This is a genomic window from Streptomyces sp. NPDC048434 (assembly GCF_043200375.1).
In the GTDB taxonomy this organism is placed as follows: domain Bacteria; phylum Actinomycetota; class Actinomycetes; order Streptomycetales; family Streptomycetaceae; genus Streptomyces.
Genome location: NZ_JBICXQ010000011.1, coordinates 69,269 through 88,590 on the forward strand (window position 1 = coordinate 69,269; position 19,322 = coordinate 88,590).

General features: G+C 69.7%; 20 protein-coding genes and 4 tRNA genes. 5 read left to right on the forward strand and 19 right to left on the reverse strand.

The window, feature by feature from the left end; genetic code table 11:
• Positions 1–364: 364 nt before the first annotated feature.
• The 8 genes from rplL to ACGFWI_RS15155 form a co-directional block, all read right to left on the reverse strand.
• Entirely contained in the window at positions 365–751 is a 387-nt protein-coding gene (gene rplL / locus ACGFWI_RS15120; RefSeq protein WP_393906389.1) for a 50S ribosomal protein L7/L12, read from the reverse strand.
• Positions 752–835: 84 nt separating this feature from the next.
• Entirely contained in the window at positions 836–1,387 is a 552-nt protein-coding gene (gene rplJ, locus ACGFWI_RS15125) for a 50S ribosomal protein L10 (protein WP_393906390.1), read from the reverse strand.
• Between the two features lie 313 nt (positions 1,388–1,700).
• Positions 1,701–2,567, reverse strand: coding sequence for a hypothetical protein (locus ACGFWI_RS15130; RefSeq protein WP_393906391.1), 867 nt, complete (start codon positions 2,565–2,567; stop codon positions 1,701–1,703).
• Positions 2,568–2,717: 150 nt separating this feature from the next.
• Entirely contained in the window at positions 2,718–3,434 is a 717-nt protein-coding gene (gene rplA / locus ACGFWI_RS15135) for a 50S ribosomal protein L1 (protein ID WP_393906392.1), read from the reverse strand.
• A gap of 82 nt (positions 3,435–3,516) precedes the next feature.
• The gene (gene rplK, locus ACGFWI_RS15140; protein ID WP_030883153.1) at positions 3,517–3,951 is read right to left on the reverse strand and encodes a 50S ribosomal protein L11; all 435 of its coding nucleotides are present in this window, start codon (positions 3,949–3,951) and stop codon (positions 3,517–3,519) included.
• 168 nt (positions 3,952–4,119) lie between these two features.
• Positions 4,120–4,986, reverse strand: coding sequence for a transcription termination/antitermination protein NusG (gene nusG, locus ACGFWI_RS15145; protein WP_393906393.1), 867 nt, complete (start codon positions 4,984–4,986; stop codon positions 4,120–4,122).
• Positions 4,987–5,059: 73 nt separating this feature from the next.
• Positions 5,060–5,356 (reverse strand): preprotein translocase subunit SecE, encoded by a 297-nt coding sequence (gene secE / locus ACGFWI_RS15150; protein ID WP_128507231.1) that lies wholly within the window; start codon positions 5,354–5,356, stop codon positions 5,060–5,062.
• 107 nt (positions 5,357–5,463) lie between these two features.
• A tRNA-Trp gene (locus ACGFWI_RS15155) sits at positions 5,464–5,536 on the reverse strand.
• A gap of 183 nt (positions 5,537–5,719) precedes the next feature.
• Between ACGFWI_RS15155 and ACGFWI_RS15160 the strand changes: the two genes are divergently transcribed.
• Both ACGFWI_RS15160 and ACGFWI_RS15165 read left to right on the forward strand, forming a co-directional pair.
• The gene (locus ACGFWI_RS15160; RefSeq protein WP_393906394.1) at positions 5,720–6,955 is read left to right on the forward strand and encodes a pyridoxal phosphate-dependent aminotransferase; all 1,236 of its coding nucleotides are present in this window, start codon (positions 5,720–5,722) and stop codon (positions 6,953–6,955) included.
• Positions 6,956–7,095: 140 nt separating this feature from the next.
• Positions 7,096–8,139 carry an adenosine deaminase gene (locus ACGFWI_RS15165; protein ID WP_393906395.1) on the forward strand — a complete coding sequence of 348 codons (1,044 nt, stop codon included), beginning with the start codon at positions 7,096–7,098 and terminating at the stop codon, positions 8,137–8,139.
• Between the two features lie 15 nt (positions 8,140–8,154).
• Here the strand turns inward: ACGFWI_RS15165 and ACGFWI_RS15170 are convergent, their stop codons facing one another.
• From ACGFWI_RS15170 to ACGFWI_RS15195, 6 genes are all read right to left on the reverse strand, one after another.
• Positions 8,155–9,210: a UDP-N-acetylmuramate dehydrogenase gene (locus ACGFWI_RS15170; protein WP_393906396.1), complete on the reverse strand. Its 1,056-nt coding sequence runs from the start codon at positions 9,208–9,210 to the stop codon at positions 8,155–8,157.
• Positions 9,211–9,271: 61 nt separating this feature from the next.
• Entirely contained in the window at positions 9,272–9,706 is a 435-nt protein-coding gene (locus ACGFWI_RS15175; protein WP_393906397.1) for a MaoC family dehydratase, read from the reverse strand.
• A gap of 1 nt (position 9,707) precedes the next feature.
• On the reverse strand, positions 9,708–10,160 hold the full coding sequence (locus ACGFWI_RS15180) for a MaoC family dehydratase N-terminal domain-containing protein (RefSeq protein WP_393906398.1): 453 nt from the start codon (positions 10,158–10,160) through the stop codon (positions 9,708–9,710).
• A gap of 84 nt (positions 10,161–10,244) precedes the next feature.
• Positions 10,245–10,409: a 50S ribosomal protein L33 gene (rpmG, locus tag ACGFWI_RS15185; RefSeq protein WP_030986111.1), complete on the reverse strand. Its 165-nt coding sequence runs from the start codon at positions 10,407–10,409 to the stop codon at positions 10,245–10,247.
• Positions 10,410–10,498: 89 nt separating this feature from the next.
• A tRNA-Met gene (locus tag ACGFWI_RS15190) sits at positions 10,499–10,571 on the reverse strand.
• A 47-nt stretch (positions 10,572–10,618) separates the two neighbouring features.
• Positions 10,619–10,691 (reverse strand) — tRNA-Thr (locus tag ACGFWI_RS15195).
• Positions 10,692–10,873: 182 nt separating this feature from the next.
• Between ACGFWI_RS15195 and ACGFWI_RS15200 the strand changes: the two genes are divergently transcribed.
• A complete protein-coding gene (locus tag ACGFWI_RS15200; RefSeq protein WP_393906399.1) occupies positions 10,874–12,136 on the forward strand; it encodes an amidohydrolase family protein in 1,263 nt (420 codons plus the stop codon).
• A 76-nt stretch (positions 12,137–12,212) separates the two neighbouring features.
• On the forward strand, positions 12,213–12,884 hold the full coding sequence (locus ACGFWI_RS15205; protein WP_393906400.1) for an NAD(P)H-binding protein: 672 nt from the start codon (positions 12,213–12,215) through the stop codon (positions 12,882–12,884).
• Between the two features lie 258 nt (positions 12,885–13,142).
• Here the strand turns inward: ACGFWI_RS15205 and ACGFWI_RS15210 are convergent.
• Positions 13,143–13,224, reverse strand: a tRNA-Tyr gene (locus tag ACGFWI_RS15210).
• 189 nt (positions 13,225–13,413) lie between these two features.
• Between ACGFWI_RS15210 and ACGFWI_RS15215 the strand changes: the two genes are divergently transcribed.
• Positions 13,414–13,902 carry a YajQ family cyclic di-GMP-binding protein gene (locus ACGFWI_RS15215; RefSeq protein ID WP_127151683.1) on the forward strand — a complete coding sequence of 163 codons (489 nt, stop codon included), beginning with the start codon at positions 13,414–13,416 and terminating at the stop codon, positions 13,900–13,902.
• Positions 13,903–14,371: 469 nt separating this feature from the next.
• Here the strand turns inward: ACGFWI_RS15215 and ACGFWI_RS15220 are convergent, their stop codons facing one another.
• The 4 genes from ACGFWI_RS15220 to ACGFWI_RS15235 all read right to left on the reverse strand — a co-directional run bounded on the left by ACGFWI_RS15220 (position 14,372) and on the right by ACGFWI_RS15235 (position 19,228).
• The gene (locus tag ACGFWI_RS15220; protein ID WP_393906401.1) at positions 14,372–14,764 is read right to left on the reverse strand and encodes a YccF domain-containing protein; all 393 of its coding nucleotides are present in this window, start codon (positions 14,762–14,764) and stop codon (positions 14,372–14,374) included.
• 123 nt (positions 14,765–14,887) lie between these two features.
• Entirely contained in the window at positions 14,888–15,748 is an 861-nt protein-coding gene (gene htpX, locus ACGFWI_RS15225) for a zinc metalloprotease HtpX (RefSeq protein ID WP_393906402.1), read from the reverse strand.
• A gap of 289 nt (positions 15,749–16,037) precedes the next feature.
• Positions 16,038–17,585: an NADH-quinone oxidoreductase subunit N gene (locus ACGFWI_RS15230; protein ID WP_393906403.1), complete on the reverse strand. Its 1,548-nt coding sequence runs from the start codon at positions 17,583–17,585 to the stop codon at positions 16,038–16,040.
• Complete coding sequence (locus tag ACGFWI_RS15235; protein ID WP_393906404.1) at positions 17,585–19,228, reverse strand: NuoM family protein; 1,644 nt, start codon at positions 19,226–19,228, stop codon at positions 17,585–17,587. Before ACGFWI_RS15235 ends, ACGFWI_RS15230 begins: the two co-directional genes overlap by 1 nt.
• Positions 19,229–19,322 lie beyond the last annotated feature (94 nt).

Sequence of the window (19,322 nt, forward strand, 5' to 3'; positions counted from 1 at the left end):
CCGGAGGAGCTCCTCGTTGTTCTTCTCTACGCCCATTGCCCTGCGCCTGCCGAAAGCCCTGCGCCAGTGGCGCACACCGATGCTTCCCTCTTCGCCGACGATCCATGCCTCGAACCCTGGATCGCTTCTGCGTCGCGTCCCGAGAATTGCGCGCCGCGTCCGGTTCGTCAAGGCCCCCCACCTCTGGGAGATCGTCACATGGGGGCACGTCCGGGCAACGATGATCACCATACTCGCACGCAGGCGCGAGACAATGCAGCCGTGACGAGCACGCCGAAGGGCGACCACCCGCATGGGTGATCGCCCTTGGCTGGTGTCCGAAGCGCCTCAGGCGCCGTGGACGTGAGTCAGAGACTCAGTGGGGTCACTTGACCTCGACGGAGGCGCCGGCGCCCTTGAGGGACTCGGCAGCCTTCTCCGCGGCGTCCTTGGCGACCTTCTCGAGGACCGGCTTCGGGGTGCCGTCGACGAGGTCCTTGGCCTCCTTCAGGCCCAGGGAGGTCAGCTCACGCACGACCTTGATGACCTGGATCTTCTTGTCGCCCGCACCGGTGAGGATGACGTCGAACTCGTCCTGCTCCTCGACCTCGGCGGCGGCCGGGGCGCCCGGGGCGCCGGCGGCGGCAACGGCGACGGGGGCGGCAGCCTCGACGTCGAACTTGTCCTCGAACGCCTTCACGAACTCGGAGAGCTCGATGAGGGTCATGCCCTCGAACTGCGCGAGCAGGTCTTCCTGGCTGAGCTTCGCCATGGTGGCGGTCCTTCCACTAATTCGGCTGGTGCCGGATGTACATGTCTGGCGGGCGTACTACGGGCCCGCTGGGCGTCCGAGTGATTACTCGGCAGCCTCGGCGGGAGCCGGCGTACCGGCACCGCCCTGCTCGACCTTGCTGCGAAGCGCGTCCGCGGTGCGGGCGAACTTCGTGAGGGGGGCCTGGAAGGTCGCCGCGGCCTTGACCATGGACGCCTTCATGCCACCCGCCAGCTTGGCGAGCAGAACCTCACGGGACTCGAGGTCCGCAAGCTTCTTGATCTCGTCGGCGGACAGCGCCTTGCCGTCAAGGACACCGCCCTTGATGACGAGAGCGGGGTTTTCCTTGGCGAAGTCACGAAGACCCTTCGCCGCCGTGACCGGGTCACCGGTCACGAAGGCAACAGCGGTCGAGCCCTTGAGGTGCTCGTCCAGCTGAATCCCGGCCTCCTTGGCCGCGATCTTGGTCAGCGTGTTCTTCACCACACGGTACTGAGCGTTCTCGCCGAGAGAACGACGCAGCTCCTTGAGCTGCGCCACAGTCAGTCCGGTGTAAGAAGTCACAACAGCTGCGTGGGAGTCACGGAGCTTCTCAGTGATCTCCGCAACGGCTGCGTTCTTGTCAGACGTCGCCATGAGCCTCGGCCTCCTTCCGGGTGATGAGGACCGCGCAGAAGGGGCTGGGCAAAACAAACGCCCCGGCGCAGGCGCACGGGGCGTACTCGACCGAGCGGAATCCGTCCGGGAGTTCATCCATACACACCTGCGCAGGCCGTCCGCAGCTAGCGGATCCTTCGGCCACCACACGTCCGGGACCGGACGCGCAGAGACAACCAGCGGTCTTTGGCTTCTGGGAAAAGATACGGGAGCAGGATGCAGTCAGGCAAATCGGCGTGGGCGGGGACATCGGAAAGCCCCCGCCCACGCCGTCATCCGTGCGCGGTACCGGTCAGGCGCCGGGCGCGGTCGCCGTCTGGCTCGCCGGCGGCGGGGCCACGTCGACCTTGGTGCCGTAGTCCGTGTAGAGCGCGGTGGAGTCGCTGGGCTGCTTGCCGCCGAGCTTCTCCCTCTTCTTGACCAGCAGGTTGTTCGAGTCGATCCAGACGTCGAGCTGCTCGCTCTTCGCGCCGCCCTTCTCGAACTGCTTGCGGATCATGTCGCGGAGGTCCTTGCCGAGCTTGCCGCTCAGCTGGTCCAGCGTGATGGTGCCGGTGTAGTGCGTCGCCTGGACGCCGTTGACGTTCTCCTTGCCGACGGCCTTGGCCGAGCCGGAGGCGGCCAGCAGCTCGATCGGCTGGCTCGGGTTGGCGTTCTGCAGCGCTTCCTGGAACAGGGTGCCCGAGCCGCCCAGCTTCTTCGAGAGGAGGGAGTACGAGTACTTCGTCCAGGGCTTGCCGCCGCCACCCGGCATGGCGGCGCCCATGTTCATGTACACGGCGTCCGCGGTGTAGATGGCCTTGATCGGCTTACCGGGGCTCCCCCCGGCGTCCATGGTGTTCGCCACGTTCATCCGCATGCCCTGCGTCCAGTCCAGCCCGCCCTTGGTGGACTGCTTCACCTGCTTGCCGGCAAGGGTCGTGGTCGTGGAGCCGTCGATCTTCGCGGTCTTCTTGCCCTCGGTCGCCTGCTGGGCAGCCTTCAGTGCGTCCGCCGGGTTCTGCGCCGGGTCCTGCTTCCCGCCCGCATCGCTGCTCCCGCCGCTGCTGCTGCTCCCGCCGCCGGACGCCTTGCCGCCGTCGTTGTTGTTGCAGGCGCTCAGACCGCCCACCAGAATCACGGCACCCGCCACGGCGGCGGCTATACGTGTGCTACGCACTTGAGGCTCCCCCTTAAATCATTTCTACGGACCTCGGGGGCGACTGTAGTGCAGACCACTGACCGCACATGTGTCAGGCCCCGTCTCTCCACAGGGGAGAGACGGGGCCTGACGCATGAATCACGCGCTACGAGGCGTCGATCAGGGAGATCAGACGGCCTCGTCCTCGGCGAGGAGGTTGCGGGTGCGGTTGGCGTCCAGCGGGATGCCGGGGCCCATCGTGGTGGTGATGGTCGCCTTCTTGATGTAGCGGCCCTTGGCGGCGGACGGCTTGAGGCGGTTGATCTCCTCGAGCGCCGCGGCGTAGTTCTCCACCAGCTTGGTCTCGTCGAAGGAGACCTTGCCGATGATGAAGTGGAGGTTCGCGTGCTTGTCCACGCGGAACTCGATCTTGCCGCCCTTGATGTCGGTGACAGCCTTGGCGACATCCGGGGTGACGGTGCCGGTCTTCGGGTTCGGCATCAGACCACGCGGACCGAGCACGCGGCCGAGGCGGCCGACCTTGCCCATGAGGTCCGGGGTGGCGACGACGGCGTCGAAGTCCAGACGGCCCTTGGAGACCTCGTCGATCAGTTCGTCCGAGCCGATGATGTCGGCGCCGGCGGCTTCCGCGGCCGCAGCACGGTCACCGGTCGCGAAGACCAGGACCCGGGCGGTCTTACCGGTGCCGTGCGGGAGGTTCACGGTGCCACGGACCATCTGGTCGGCCTTGCGCGGGTCGACACCCAGACGCATGGCGACCTCGACGGTCGCGTCGAACTTGACGGAGGTGGTGTCCTTGGCGAGACGGACGGCCTCGAGCGGGGCGTACACGCGCTCCCGGTCGATCTTCGCGTCCGCGGTGCGAAGAGTCTTGCTGCGCTTCACTTCTGCTCCTGATGCAGTGGGTGGAGTCGTGGTGCGGACCAGCGCCTGGTCCTGCCACGGGTGGTGCCAGAGGGGCTGAGGATCAGCCCTCGACCGTGATGCCCATGGAACGGGCGGTGCCGGCGATGATCTTCTCGGCGGCGTCCAGGTCGTTGGCGTTCAGGTCGGGCATCTTGGTGGTGGCGATGTCGCGGACCTGGTCGCGGCTGATCTTGGCGACCTTGGTCTTGTGCGGCTCGCCGGAGCCCTTCTCCACGCCCGCGGCCTTCAGGATGAGCTTCGCGGCCGGCGGGGTCTTGGTGATGAAGGTGAAGGAACGGTCCTCGTAGACCGTGATCTCCACCGGCACGACCATGCCACGCTGCGACTCGGTCGCGGCGTTGTAGGCCTTGCAGAACTCCATGATGTTGACGCCGTGCTGACCCAGCGCGGGGCCGACCGGCGGAGCCGGGTTTGCGGCGCCGGCGCTGATCTGGAGCTTGATAAGCCCCGTGACCTTCTTCTTCTTGGGAGGCATGCTCTCTCCGGGTCCTAGTGAGAGGTTTTTCGCCGAGCCATCCGGTCATCCGGATGGAGGCATACCGCACCACGATAACGGGTATCGTCGCGCGGCCAAAAACCGAGCAGGTCAGACCGGCTGTGAGCCCGTCTGACCTGGTCGGTTTGGCTGGTGGTCCGGAAGAACCTAGTTCTTCTGGATCTGGTCGAAGCTGAGCTCGACCGGGGTCTCGCGGCCGAAGATCTCGACGAGGCCCTTGACCTTCTTCGAGTCGGCGTTGATCTCGTTGATCGTCGCCTGCAGCGTCGCGAACGGACCGTCGGTGACGGTGACGGAGTCGCCCACCTCGAAGTCCAGCACCTGGACCTCGACCTTGCGGGACGGCGCCGGCTTGCCCTCGGCCGCGGCGGCCTCCTTGGCGGCCTTCTCCTCGGCCTCCGGGGCGAGCATCTTGACGATCTCGTCCAGCGTCAGCGGGTAGGGGTCGTAGGCGTTGCCGACGAAGCCGGTGACACCGGGGGTGTTGCGGACGACGCCCCAGGACTCGTTCGTCAGATCCATGCGCACGAGCACATAGCCCGGGAGCTTGTTCTGGCGGATGGTCTTGCGCTCGCCGTTCTTGATCTGCGCGACCTCTTCCTGCGGCACCTCGGCCTGGAAGATGAAGTCCTCGACGTTCAGCGAGACGGCGCGCTGCTCAAGGTTGGTCTTCACGCGGTTCTCGTAGCCCGCGTAGGTGTGGATGACGTACCACTCACCGGGGAGACCGCGGAGTTCATCGCGGAGGGCGGTCACCGGGTCGACCGGCTCCGGCTCCTCGTCCTCGGCGACCTCGGCCGTGGCCTCGGCATCCTCTTCGACGTGCACCGCGGCCTTCTCGGCGGGCTCGTCGGCGGCAGCGTCCTCGGCGTCGAGCTCGTCGACCTCGTCGGCGGCCTCGACGATCTCAAGCGCGGTGTCGTCGCCCTCGACCTCGGCCGAGGCAGCCGCGTCAACGTCGGCCGCTGCCGTCTCGGCGGAGTCGGCGGCGTCGTTCAGGTTCGGGTCAGACACGGTGGCTGCTTCTTCCTGGCTTCAAGGGGTTGAACATGCGAAAGGGGCGCCCGCTGAGGCGCCCTCCGCGGGATCAGCCGAAGACGTACCCGACGACTCGGTTGATTCCCAAGTCAATCACGGTTACGAGACCGATGATGATGACAACAAAGACGATCACCACGCTGGTGTACGTCGACAACTGGCTACGCGAGGGCCATACGACCTTGCGGAGTTCCGCCACAACCTGGCGGTAGAAGAGCGCGAGCCGGGCGAAGGGGCCCTTCTTGCCGCGCTTGCCGCCGCGGCGGGGCTTCTTCTGGGATTCCGCGGTCTCGTCCTCGGAACGACCGCGCTCAGGCATGTCGATGGAGCCCAGGGCGTCCGTCACTCGTCCTCACCTGAATCCGGGTCGTGGCCGTGCCGCGCCCGGTTGAGCCGCACGGCGGTGCATTTCATACGTACGCGTGCACGCACTGCGGTGGAGAGTGCGTGTAGCAGGGCCGGAGGGACTTGAACCCCCAACCGCTGGTTTTGGAGACCAGTGCTCTACCAATTGAGCTACGACCCTTTGTGGTTCCCCCAACCTACCGCATGCGGTCGACTGCACTAAGTGCGTGCGCCGCGGCGACCTGTTGGGAGCCAACGGTCAGCGAGTGTACGTGGTTCGGAGCCGGGCGTCGAACAGGATCCTCCCGGGTGGTGCCCGCAAACCCGTGTGCCGGGCTCGTCAGAGGTCTGCAACGATGCATATATGAGCGCTGCAACCCCTTCCGCATCGTCCCCCACCGACCGCCGGGTCTCGGCCCGGGTCGGTTCGATCTCCGAGTCAGCGACCCTCGCCGTGGACGCCAAGGCGAAGGCCCTCAAGGCCGCCGGGCGCCCGGTGATCGGCTTCGGTGCCGGTGAGCCCGACTTCCCCACGCCCGACTACATCGTCGAGGCGGCGATCGAGGCCTGCCGCAACCCGAAGTACCACCGCTACACCCCGGCCGGCGGCCTCCCCGAGCTGAAGACCGCGATCGCCGCGAAGACGCTGCGCGACTCCGGCTACGAGATCGAGGCCGCGAACGTCCTGGTGACGAACGGCGGCAAGCAGGCCATCTACGAGGCGTTCGCGGCGATCCTCGACCCGGGTGACGAGGTCATCGTCCCCGCCCCGTACTGGACCACCTACCCCGAGTCGATCCGGCTCGCGGGCGGTGTGCCGGTCGATGTGATCGCCGACGAGACCACCGGCTACCGCGTGAACGTCGAGCAGTTGGAGGCGGCCCGTACGGACCGCACCAAGGTGCTGCTCTTCGTGTCGCCGTCGAACCCGACCGGTGCGGTCTACACCCGCGAGCAGGTCGAGGCGGTCGGCCGCTGGGCCGCCGAGCACGGCCTGTGGGTGCTGACCGACGAGATCTACGAGCACCTGGTCTACGGCGATGCCGAGTTCTCGTCGCTGCCGGTGGTCGTGCCCGAGCTGCGCGACAAGTGCATCGTCGTCAACGGCGTGGCGAAGACGTACGCGATGACCGGCTGGCGGGTGGGCTGGGCGATCGGCCCCAAGGACGTCATCAAGGCCGCCGCGAACCTCCAGTCGCACGCCACGTCCAACGTGTCCAACGTCTCGCAGGCCGCGGCCATCGCGGCGGTTTCCGGCGATCTGACGGCCGTCGAGGAGATGAAGGTCGCCTTCGACCGGCGCCGTAAGACGATCGTGCGGATGCTCAACGAGATCGACGGCGTGCTGTGCCCGGAGCCGGAGGGCGCGTTCTACGCGTACCCGTCGGTCAAGGAGATCCTGGGCAAGGAGATCCGCGGCAAGCGCCCGCAGAGCAGCGTCGAGCTGGCCGAGCTGATCCTGGAGGAGGCGGAGGTCGCCGTCGTCCCGGGTGAGGCCTTCGGCACCCCCGGCTACCTGCGGCTTTCGTACGCGCTGGGCGATGAGGACCTGGTCGAGGGCGTGTCGCGCATCCAGAAGCTGCTGGCCGAGGCCAAGTGATCAATGCCACCTGCGGAGCTCCGTAGGTGGTCGCGCAGCGGGCGTCCGGAGCCTTCCGGGCGCCCGCTCGCGCGTTCCCCCGGACACCCCTTCGGGAAAGGCCCTACCCGCGTGCCGCCCGGATGCGGCAAGATCTTGGGATGGAGAGTGTTCGTGCCAGCGGCGGAGCCGCTATTCGAGACCTGCGCCGTTTGCCGAAGGCCCATCTGCACCTGCACTTCACCGGGTCGATGCGGTCCGCGACACTGCTGGAACTGGCCGACAAGTACGGCGTCCACCTGCCGGAGGCCCTGCGGGGCGGGGAGCCGCCCAAGCTGCGGGCCACGGACGAGCGCGGCTGGTTCCGCTTCCAGCGGCTGTACGACATCGCTCGGTCGTGTCTGCGGGAGCCCGAGGACATCCGGCGGCTGGTCCGCGAGGCCGCCGAGGAAGACGTCCGCGACGGGTCGCGCTGGCTGGAGATCCAGGTCGACCCGACCTCGTACGCACCGCGGCTGGGCGGGCTGATCCCGGCCCTGGAGATCATCCTGGACGCGGTGCACGGCGCCTCCCGTGACACCGGGCTCGGCATCCGCGTCGTGGTCGCCGCGAACCGCATGAAGCACCCCCTGGACGCCCGCACACTGGCGCGTCTCGCGGTGCGCTACGCCGACCAGGGTGTGATCGGTTTCGGACTGTCCAACGACGAACGCCGCGGTTTCGCCCGGGACTTCGACCGCGCCTTCGCCATCGCCCGGGAGGGCGGTCTGCTGGCGGCGCCGCACGGCGGTGAGCTGTCGGGGCCGGCGAGCGTCCGGGACTGCCTGGACGATCTGCACGCCGGCCGGGTGGGGCACGGCGTACGGGCCGCGGAGGACCCCGTGCTGCTGCGCCGGCTGGCCTCGCGCGGGGTGACCTGCGAGGTGTGCCCGGCGTCGAATGTGGCGCTGGGGGTCTACGAGAAGCCGGAGGACGTGCCGCTGCGGACGCTCTTCGACGCGGGGGTGCCGATGGCGCTGGGCGCGGACGATCCGCTGCTGTTCGGCGCGCGGCTGGCCGCGCAGTACGAGATCGCCCGCACCGCACACGGCTTCACGGACGCCGAACTGGCCGAACTGGCCCGGCAGTCGATCCGCGGCTCACGCGCCCCGCAGGACGAGCAGCAGCGGCTGCTGGCGGAGATCGACGCCTGGCTGGCCGCGTAGCGCCCACGGGGCCCGCTAGAGGCTGACGCCGACCGTGACCGGCTCGTTGACGAGCGTGACGCCGAAGGCCGCATGGACGCCGTCGCGGACCTCGCGGGCCAGTGCGAGCAGGTCCTCGGTGGTGGCCCTGCCGCGGTTGGTGAGCGCGAGGGTGTGCTTGGTGGAGATGCGGGCCGGGCCACTGCCGTAGCCCTTGGTGAAGCCGGCCCGGTCGATGAGCCAGGCCGCGGAGGTCTTCACCAGGCCCTCGCCGGCCGGGAAGGCGGGCGGGGCGACGTCGGGGCCGAGGCGGTCCTGGACGCGCTGGACGAAGGCGGCGTGCTCGGCCTCGGTGAGGATCGGATTGGTGAAGAAGGAGCCGGCCGACCAGGTGTCGTGGTCCTCGGCGTCCAGCACCATGCCCTTGCCGGCGCGCAGCGCCAGAACGGTCTCCCGGGCGACGGCGGCCGGGACCCGGTCTCCGGCATCGACGCCGAGGGCGCGGGCGGTCTCGGCGTACTTCAGGGGCGCGGAGAGGCCTCCCGCGTCCTCCAGGGCGAAGCGCACCCTCAGCACCACGAACCGGTCCGGGTGCTGCTTGAAGCGGCTGTGACGGTACGAGAAGCCGCACTCCTCGTTGGGGATCGTGACGGTCTCGCCGGTGCGGCGGTCGTAGGCGACGACCTCGGTGATCGTCGCGGAGACCTCCTGGCCGTACGCACCCACGTTCTGGATCGGTGTGGCGCCCGCCGAGCCGGGGATGCCGGCCAGGCACTCCACACCGGCCAGTCCGGCCTCGACCGTACGGGCGACCGCCTCGGACCAGTTCTCGCCGGCGGCGAGCGTGAGGTCCGTGCCGTCGAGCGCGAAGCCGCGGGTGGCGAGGCGCAGGGCCGTGCCGTCGAAGCCCTTGTCGCCGATGACGAGATTGCTGCCGCCGCCGATGATCAGCAGCGGGGTCCCGGCTTCGTCGGCCGCGCGGACCGCCGCGATCACCTCGTCGTCGGTGGTGGCCGTGACGAGGCGGGTGGCCGGGCCGCCGAGGCGGAAGGTGGTCAGCGGGGCGAGGGGGGCGTCGTGGAGTTCCTGCACGCGCCCAAGGGTACGGGGGCGATCCGGCTGTCCTCGGCCGCCCGCCCCCGGCGGCAGCGGATCAGGCGAGGCGGACCACGGCGCGGGACATGCCCAGCACCTTCTGGCCCGCACTCATCGCGGTGAGGTCGACGCGGACCGTACGGGCGTCGTCGTCCAGCTTGGCGGCGACCTTGGCGCTGACCTCGATCAGGGCACCGGTCTCGTCGTTGGGCACGACGACGGGCTTGGTGAAGCGCACGCCGTACTCGGCGACCGCACCGGGGTCGCCGGCCCAGTCGGTGACCACACGGATCGCCTCGGCCATGGTGAACATGCCGTGGGCGATGACGTCCGGCAGTCCGACCTCCTTGGCGAACTTCTCGTTCCAGTGGATCGGGTTGAAGTCGCCGGAGGCGCCCGCGTACTGGACGAGCGTGGCGCGGCTCACGGGGAAGGTCTGCGCCGGGAGTTCCGTACCGACCTCGACCTCGTCGTAAGAAATCTTGGCGGTCATCTCAGGCCTCCTTCGCGGCGCGGGCCACCAGCTTGGTGAAGGCGGTCACGACATGTTCGCCCGCCTCGTCGTGCACCTCACCGCGGATGTCGATGATGTCGTTGCCCGCCATGGTCCTGATGGCCTCGATGGTGGAGGTGACGCTCAGCCGGTCCCCGCTGCGCACCGGCCGCGTGTAGGCGAACTTCTGGTCGCCGTGCACCACCCGGCTGTAGTCCAGGCCCAGTTGCGGATCCTCGATGACCTGCCCCGCGGCCTTGAAGGTGATCGCAAAGACAAAGGTCGGCGGCGCGATCACATCGGAGTGCCCGAGTGCCTTGGCGGCATCGGCGTCCGTGTAAGCGGGGTTGGTGTCACCGATCGCCTCGGCGAATTCGCGGATCTTTTCCCGGCCGACCTCGTACGGGTCGGTGGGCGGGTACGTGCGTCCGACAAAAGACTGGTCGAGCGCCATGGGCTCGCAACCTCCCTGTACTGATGGTGATAACGCCGTGAGGCCGCCCCCACAAATGGGGACGGCCTCACGGACGAGCCTGTGTTATCGCGTCTCGCGGTGCGCGGTGTGCGACTTGCAGCGGGGGCAGTGCTTCTTCATCTCAAGACGGTCCGGGTCATTACGCCGGTTCTTCTTGGTGATGTAGTTCCGCTCCTTGCACTCCACGCAGGCCAGCGTGATCTTCGGGCGGACGTCGGTGGCAGCCACGTGAGTGCTCCTTGGACGGACGGGTGGTCGGATTAACGCATAAAAGAGTAGCCGATCGGAGGACCGACCCCACAATCGGCTACTGTCAGTAGCGGTGACCGGACTTGAACCGGTGACACAGCGATTATGAGCCGCTTGCTCTACCGACTGAGCTACACCGCTGTGATGCAAGAGTCCCCCGCCCGAAGACGAGGTACCTCACACATCAGAGCCCCAATACGGAATCGAACCGTAGACCTTCTCCTTACCATGGAGACGCTCTGCCGACTGAGCTATTGGGGCGAGCGATGAAGACATTACACGGCCCGCCGCCAAACGTGAAATCCGTATCCGGGCCGTGCCTCAACGGCCTCGCGCACCACACCGGTACGACTATTTCGCGCCTGCGCGAAGCTCTCCCAGCAGCGCCCTAGGCTCGGAAGAACGCTGCGTGATCTTGCACGCCGGTGGCTTCGAGGAGCGCGATGTCCGACAGCAGTTCGCCGCAGCCCCAGCCAGGAAAGCCCGGCGGCGCCGGCCACTACGCGAGGTCGGACAGCGGCGCGCTGGTGCTGTGCGGTGCCCGGCTCGGCGACGGCCGGACGGTGGACGTACGGCTCGGCGGCGGACGCATCGAAGCCGTCGGAACGGCCGGCAGCCTCGCCCCGCAGGGCGCCCGCGTCGACCTCGCCGGCTACCTCCTGCTCCCCGCCCCCGTCGAACCGCATGCGCACTGCGACACCGCTCTGACGGCGGACTCCGACGGCCCTGCCTCCGGCTCCCCCGAGGACGTCCAGCGCCGGACGACCGAGGCAGCGTTGCTGCAGCTGGGGCACGGCGCCACCGCTTCCCGCAGTCACGTCCGGATCGGCGACGTACAGGGCCTGCGTTCGCTGGAGGCGGTGCTGCAGGCCCGCAGGTCGCTGCGCGGGCTGGCCGATCTGGCGGCGGTCGCGGTGCCGCGGGTGCTGACCGGGGTGGCCGGTGCGGACGGGCTGGCGATGCTGCGGGATGCCGTGAAGATGGGCGCCTCGGTCATCGGCGGCTGTCCGGATCTCGACCCCGACCCGGCCGGGTATGTCGAGACGGTCCTGGAGCTGGCCGGGGAGCACGGCTGTCCGGTGGATCTGCACACCGACGGTGACGATCCGGCGCGGCTGGCACGGTTCGCGGCGATGTCCGGCGGGCTGCGGCCGGGCGTCGCCCTCGGGCCGTGCGCCGGGATGGCGCGGATGCCGCGGAGCGTGGCGGCGCGGGTCGCCGAGCAGCTGGCGGCCGCCGGGGTCGCCGTCATCTGTCTGCCGCAGGGCGACTGCACGGGGCTGGAGCGGTACGGCTCGCGGGTGTCGCGGCCGGCGCCCGTACGGCTGTTGCGGGCGGCCGGGGTGCAGGTGGCGGCGGGCAGCGGGGCGCTGCGGGACGTGGCGAACCCGGTGGGGCGCGGCGACCCTCTGGAGGCCGCCTATCTCCTGGCCTCACTGGGGGAGGCCACGCCGGAGGCGGCGTACGAGACGGTGAGTTCGGCGGCGCGGGCGACGCTGGGCCTGCCGGAGGTACGCGTCGAGGCGGGCTTCCCCGCGGAGCTGCTGGCGGTGCGCGGCGAGCGGATCGCCGGGGTGCTCTCGCTGGCCTACAGCCGGATCGTGATCCACCGCGGGCGGGTGGTCGCCCGTACCAGTGCGGTGCGGGAGTACTGCGACTCGGCGGCGGAGGTGGCGCTGGAGCTGCCGCGGCAGTCGCAGCGCTGAGCCACGGCGGCGAGAAGCAACCGTCACCCGGCCGGTCCCGCGCTCCGCCACGGCGCTTCGGCGTACGGTCGGGATCATGCGCATTGTCATCGCAGGTGGACATGGTCAGATCGCGCTGCGGCTGGAGCGGTTGCTCGCCGGGCGCGGGGACGAGGTCGCGGGCATCATCCGCCGGCCGGAACAGGCCGGCGATCTGCTGGCCGCGGGAGCCGAGCCGGTGGTCTGCGACCTGGAGTCGGCGTCGGTGCAGGACGTCGCCCGGCACATGGAGGGCGCCGACGCGGCCGTCTTCGCGGCGGGTGCGGGACCGGGCAGCGGTATCGAACGCAAGGACTCGGTGGACCGCGGGGCGACGGCACTCTTCGCGGACGCGGCCGAGGCCGCCGGGGTACGGCGTTTCCTCGTCGTCTCTTCCATGGGCGCGGACCGTGAGATCCCCGAGGGCACCGACCCGGTCTTCGCCGCGTACCTGCGGGCGAAGGGCGCCGCGGACGCGGACGTACGGGCCCGCGCCGGCCTGGACTGGACGATCCTGCGGCCCGGCAGGCTGACGGACGACCCCGGCACGGGCCGGGTGACGCTTGCCGACGCGACCGGTCGCGACGCGGTCCCCCGCGACGATGTCGCGGCCACCCTGATGGCGCTGCTCGATGAACCGGCCACCATCGGCCGGACGTTGGAGCTGATCGGCGGGGATGTGCCGGTGGTGGATGCGGTGCGGGCGGTGTCGGCGGCGCAGCGGGGGTAGGGCGTCCGCCGGGAGTGCGAAGGCATCGGGCCCCGGTCCGCCGGTGCGGGCCGGGGCCCGTCGTTCGCTGCTGACCGGCTTCCACCGTGGGCGTCGTCCTCGGCAGTTGCGGCGCCGCTACGGGCCGGTGGAGGCGGTGTGAGGTCGACAACAGGTGACCGGCCGGGCCACTCGGAGCACTCGGAGCACTCGGAGCACTCGGAAAGGAAACGGCCCCCGATCCGCGTTTCCGCAGATCGGGGGCCGTTTCACCACCTGTGGCGGCGCCAGGATTCGAACCTGGGAAGGCTGAGCCGGCAGATTTACAGTCTGCTCCCTTTGGCCGCTCGGGCACACCGCCAGGGTTTGCTGCCGGGAGACCCGCTGTGCGGCGGCGCTCCGTGGCAACGACGTAAACCATACCCGATGGCCGGGGGTGGTTCGCCACTCGATTCGGGAGCGCTGGATCTTGGCCGGGTGACTAGGCTTGGCAGGCGGCCCGGGAAGGGCCGCGCCCCTGACGGATCTACGTACGAGGAGCCAACTCAACATGGCCGACTCCAGTTTCGACATCGTCTCGAAGGTAGAGCGGCAGGAGGTCGACAACGCCCTCAACCAGGCCGCCAAGGAGATCTCGCAGCGCTACGACTTCAAGGGCGTGGGCGCGTCGATCGAGTGGTCGGGCGAGAAGATCGAGATGCGGGCCAACGCCGAGGAGCGGGTGAAGGCCGTGCTCGACATCTTCCAGTCCAAGCTGGTCAAGCGCGGGATCTCGCTGAAGGCGCTGGACACCGGCGAGCCGCAGGCCTCGGGCAAGGAGTACAAGATCTTCGCCTCGATCGAGGAGGGGATCTCGCAGGACAACGCCAAGAAGGTCGCCAAGATCATCCGTGACGAGGGCCCGAAGGGCGTCAAGGCACAGGTGCAGGGCGACGAGCTGCGGGTCAGCTCGAAGAGCCGGGACGACCTGCAGGCGGTGCAGCAGCTGCTCAAGGGCAAGGACCTGGACTTCGCCCTGCAGTTCGTGAACTACCGCTAGCAGCCCGGCTTTCGGGTGCCACGGGATGGGGCGGCGCGCTTCGGCGTGCCGCCCCACCGGTGTGTCGGGGCGGGGATACCGGAGCGGCCCCATGGAGTGCTTGACCTCAAGTTCGATTGAGATAGCAGGGTCGTGACATGACGACTTCTCGTGATGCGCAAGGCCGTTCTGCTGCCGGACCCGGGGCGGGTTCCTCGTCGATGTGTTTCCGCGGGTCCGGCGGGCGGATGCCGGTGCCGTCCTGATCGGCGGGTGGGACGCGGCGCTGCTGGACGGTGTGGGGGACGTCGGGAATTCCGGTTCCGGCCGGTTCCTGCTGTATCGCAGCATGCTGCCCCACGAGGAGCCGAAGGCGCCCGGCTGCGTCGTACGCGTCGCCTTCCGGACGGCGAGCCGGTCGGGTTCCGGCGGTATGTGGCCCCTCGGGGGCTCGTACGGGTCTGAGGACGAGGGGCCGGCGGGCGGGCGGTCAGCGGGCGGCGAAGGGCTCGTCCGTGGGGACGATGTCGCGGCCCAGGGGCATGAGGGAGACCGGGATCATCTTGAAGTTGGCGATGCCGAAGGGGATCCCGATGATCGTCACGCACAGGGCGATGCCCGTGATGATGTGCCCCAGGGCCAGCCACCAGCCCGCGAAGATGATCCAGATGACATTGCCGATCGCCGAGCCGACGCCGGAGTCATCGCGCACGACGGTCGTACGGCCGAAGGGCCACAGGGCGTAGCCCGCGATCCGGAAGGACGCGATACCGAAGGGGATCGTGATGATCAGGATGCAGCAGATGATGCCCGCGACGACGTAACCGATCGCCAGCCACAAGCCGCTGAGGACCAGCCAGAGGACGTTAAGGATGAACTTCATGATCAACAGCCTTCCACGGGCACGGCGGAGAATGTATCTGCCGTGCTAGACGCGCTGAGCCCGGTGAATCGTTGCGTTCATGATGCGACGGGCGCCCGATGACGGCCACCGGTCCCGCAGGCGTCAGGGGCGGTGGCCCGCCATCTGTTCGAGGCGGGCGATCCGCTCGCGCATCGGGGGGTGGGTGGAGAACAGCCGGGACAGGCCGTCGCCCCGGAACGGGTTGGCGATCATCATGTGGCCGGCGGTTTCCAGGCGCGGCTCGGGCGGGAGCGGAAGCTGACGGGTTCCGGCCTCCAGCTTGCGCAGGGCGCCGGCCAGGGCCAGCGGGTCGCCGGTGAGCTGGGCGCCCGCGGCATCCGCCTCGTACTCGCGGGAGCGGCTGACGGCGAGCTGGATGACCGAGGCCGCGACCGGCCCGAGGATCATGATCAGCAGCATGCCGAGGAGGCCGGGGCCCTCGTCGTCGTCGGAACGGCCCAGGGGGATCAGCCAGGCGAAGTTGACGAGGAACATCACGACGGAGGCCAGCGCGCCCGCGACGGAGGAGATCAGGATGTCGCGGTTGTAGACATGGCTGAGCTCATGGCCGATCACGCCGCGCAGCTCGCGTTCGTCGAGCAGCTGGAGGATGCCGTCGGTGCAGCAGACCGCGGCGTTGCGGGGGTTGCGGCCGGTGGCGAAGGCGTTGGGCGCCTGGGTCGGGGAGAGGTACAGGCGCGGCATGGGCTGGCGGGCCGCGGTGGAGAGCTCACGGACCATGCGGTAGAGCTGTGGCGCCTCGAACTCGCTGACCGGGCGGGCGCGCATCGCCCGCAGGGCCAGTTTGTCGCTGTTCCAGTAGGCGTAGGCGTTGGTGCCCAGGGCCACGACGACGGCGATGATCAGGCCCGTACGGCCGAACAGGCTGCCGATGACGATGATGAGGGCGGACAGTCCCCCGAGGAGTACGGCGGTCCTGAGCCCGTTGTGCCGACGGTGCACGGTACGCCCTCCAAGCGGTGCGGCAGGGGAACCCTGTGCTGCGTTTCTCCACTCTCCAGTGGACCCTTACTCACTGGTCAACGCGAGATGACGGAGCCTGGTTCCCTTGTGCACGGGCGGCGGTCCGGGTGGGGCACACGGCCGCGTCCGGTGGGGCGTGCCGCCGTACGAGTGGGGTGGAGCCCGGTGGGGCGGTAGGGGCGGCGGTGAGGGTTCGTACGGCGCCGGGCGGCCGTCAGGGCGTGCCGTTCGGATCGCCCCGGGGCCGCGGTGATCCCAACGGCACGCTCTACAGCAGCGCCCCGGAGGCGAAGCGCAGGACGAGCTGCGGAGCGCCGGAGAGGGCGATGCCGAGGACGGCGGCGAGCGTGATGGCGGTGGCGAGGGGGGCCGGGACCGCGGCGGCGGGGGCCGGGTGCCCCGCGGGTACGGCCTCGGGGGTCTCGGTCCCCTCTGCTTCCTCGGCACCCCGGAAGAGGACCGTGGTCCACTGCAGGTAGTAGTAGAGCGCGATCACGACATTGACGGCCATGATCACGGCGAGCCAGGCCAGTCCCGCGTCGACCGCTGCGGAGAAGACCGTGACCTTGGCGAACAGGCCGATGATGCCGGGCGGCAGACCGGCGAGGCAGAGCAGGAAGAAGCCGAGAGCGAGCGCGGCCAGGGGGCGGCGGGCGTACAGGCCCCGGTAGTCGGTGAGGCGGTTGTCGGGGCGGGTACGGGCCACCAGGGCCGCGACGGCGAAGGCGCCGAGATTCACGGCGGCGTACATCAGGGCGTAGGCGACGGTGGAGCCGATGGCGTGTGCCGGGTCGTGGGAGTAGCCCGCCGCCGCGATCGGGACCAGCAGGTAGCCGGCCTGGCCCACCGAGGACCAGGCGAGCAGGCGTACGGCGCTGTGCGCGCGGCGGGGGTCCTGCCGCAGGGCCGCGACATTGCCGACGGTCATGGTGAGCGCGGCGAGGACGGCCAGTGCCGGGGCCCAGACATTCGCGTACGAGGGGAAGCCCCGGACCGTGACGAGGATCAGGCCGGAGAAGCCGACGGCCTTGCCCACCACGGAGAGGTAGCCCGCGATGGGGAGCGGCGCGCCGACGTAGGTGTCCGGCACCCAGAAGTGGAACGGGGCGGCGGCGGTCTTGAAGGCGAAGCCGACGAGGGTGAGTGCGACGCCGGCGCTCGCCAGGGTGGCCAGCCGCGGGTCGGGGAGGTCGGTGAGGGTGTGCGCCACCCGGGAGAGGTGCAGGCTGCCGGTGGCCGCGTACAGGAAGCTCACGCCGAGCAGCATCACGGCGGTGGCGGCCACCGAGGACAGGAAGAATTTGAGGGCGGCCTCGGAGGAGAGCCGGTCGCCGCGCCGCATGCCGACCAGGGCGAAGGCGGGCAGTGAGGCGACTTCGAGGGCGATGACCAGGGTGGTGAGGTCCCTGGAGGCGGGCAGCAGCGCGGCGCCGGACGCCGAGGAGAGCAGCAGGAACCAGTACTCGCCCGCGGGCAGGTCCTGGTCCTTGAGGGTGTCGATGGACAGCAGGGCGGTCAGCAGCGCCCCTCCGAGCACCAGGAACTGGATGACCAGGGCGAACGGGTCGGCCGCATAACTGCACACGTCCGGGTGGGCCGGGAGGCAGAAGGTGCGGCGGTCGCCGTTCAGGAGGGGCAGCAGGGACAGCGCGGCGAGCGCGAGGCCCGCCGTCGCGAGCCACCCCAGCAGCGGCTTGCGGGCCGCCGGGAGGAAGAGGTCGGCGACGAGGACCACCAGGGCGACGGCCGCGGCGATGGTGGGTGGCGCGAGGGCGAGCCAGTCGACGGACTGGACCAGCGAGGTCACCGTGCTCATCACTTACCGCCTCCGAGGAGCTGCTGGACGGCCGGGTCGGTGAGGCCGAGGAGGGCCGCGGGCCACAGTCCGGCGAGGACGGTGAGGACGGCGAGGGGGGTCCAGGACGCGTACTCGTAGCGCGCGAGGTCGGGGATGACGGGGGCCGGTGCGGCCGGGGCCACGGTGACCGCTTCGGCCGCCGTGGCGGTGCCTTCCTCGACCGCGGGGACGGCCTCCACGACCGCCGGGGTGCCGCCCATGCAGACACGGCGGACGACGAGCAGCAGATAGGCGGCGGTCAGCAGGGTGCCGAGGCCGGCCAGCACCATGAACGTCAGGAAGGCGGGGCGGCTGAGGCCGGCGGCCGGCCGGAAGGCGCCGAACATCGCCAGCATCTCGCCCCAGAAACCGGCCAGTCCGGGGATGCCCAGCGAGGCGACGGCCCCGAAGGCGAGCAGGCCGCCGAAGCGGGGGGCCTTGCCGTAGAGGGCGGCGCCGGTGCTGCCCGCAAGGGTGTCGAGGTCGGTGCTGCCGTAGCGGTCCTTGAGCGCGCCGACGAGGAAGAAGAGCAGGCCGGTGATCAGGCCGTGGGCGACGTTGGCGAACAGCGCGCCGTTGACGCCGGTCGGGGTCATGCTGGCGATGCCGAGCAGCACGAAGCCCATGTGGCCGACGGAGCTGTAGGCGATCAGGCGCTTGAGGTCGCCCTTGGCGCCCTTGCGTACGAGGGCGAGGCAGGCGAGCGAACCGTAGATGATGCCGACGGCGGCCAGCGCGGCGAGGTACGGCGCGAAGGTGTGCATGCCCTCGGGCGTGATGGGCAACGCGATCCGCACGAACCCGTAGGTGCCCATCTTCAGCAGGACGCCCGCGAGGAGCACCGAGCCGACGGTGGGGGCGGCGGTGTGCGCGTCGGGCAGCCAGCTGTGCAGCGGCCACATCGGGGACTTGACGGCAAGTCCGATGCCGATGGCGAGCAGGGCGAGCAGCTGAACCGTGTGGCTGAGCTGGGCTTTCGGGCCGTTGTCAGTGGCGAGTGCCACCATGTCGAACGTGCCGGATTTCACGCCGATGAGGAGGAGACCGAGCAGCATCACGACGGAGCCGAGCAGCGTGTAGAGGATGAACTTCCAGGCCGCCGCCTGCTTCCCCGCGCCGCCCCAGCGGGCGATGAGGAAGTACATCGGGATGAGGACCATCTCGAAGGCGAGGAAGAACAGCATCAGGTCGAGGACGGCGAAGGTGGCGAGGGTGCCGGCCTCAAGGGTGAGCAGCAGGGCCACAAATGCCTTGGGAGACGGGCCCGTTGGCATGTGGAAGTAGCTGTAGAGCGCGCAGAGGAAGGTCAGCAGCGCGGTCAGCACGACAAGGGGGAGCGAGATGCCGTCGACGCCGAGGTGGATGCGGATGTCCAGCGCCGGGATCCAGCTGATGTCGGTGGTGGCCTGCATACGGGCCGGGTGGTCGTGGTCGAAGCCGACGGCCAGCGCGAGGGCGGCGGCGAGCACGACGCCGGTGGCGGTCACGCCGTGGCGCAGTACCGCCTGGTCGGGGTTACGGCCCTTGAGGCCGGGGGGCGCGGGGAGCAGGGCGGCGACCGCACCCAGCAGGGGGAGGACGACGACCGCCGCGAGGAGGTACTGCAGAGCGGTGGGGTTCACGGGTCAGGCCCTCCTCAGGGTTTCGGCTCCGGCGAGCCCGGCCGCGAGGGGTGTCGGCTGGGGGTGCGGGGTGCGTGCACCAGCGGATTGCGGC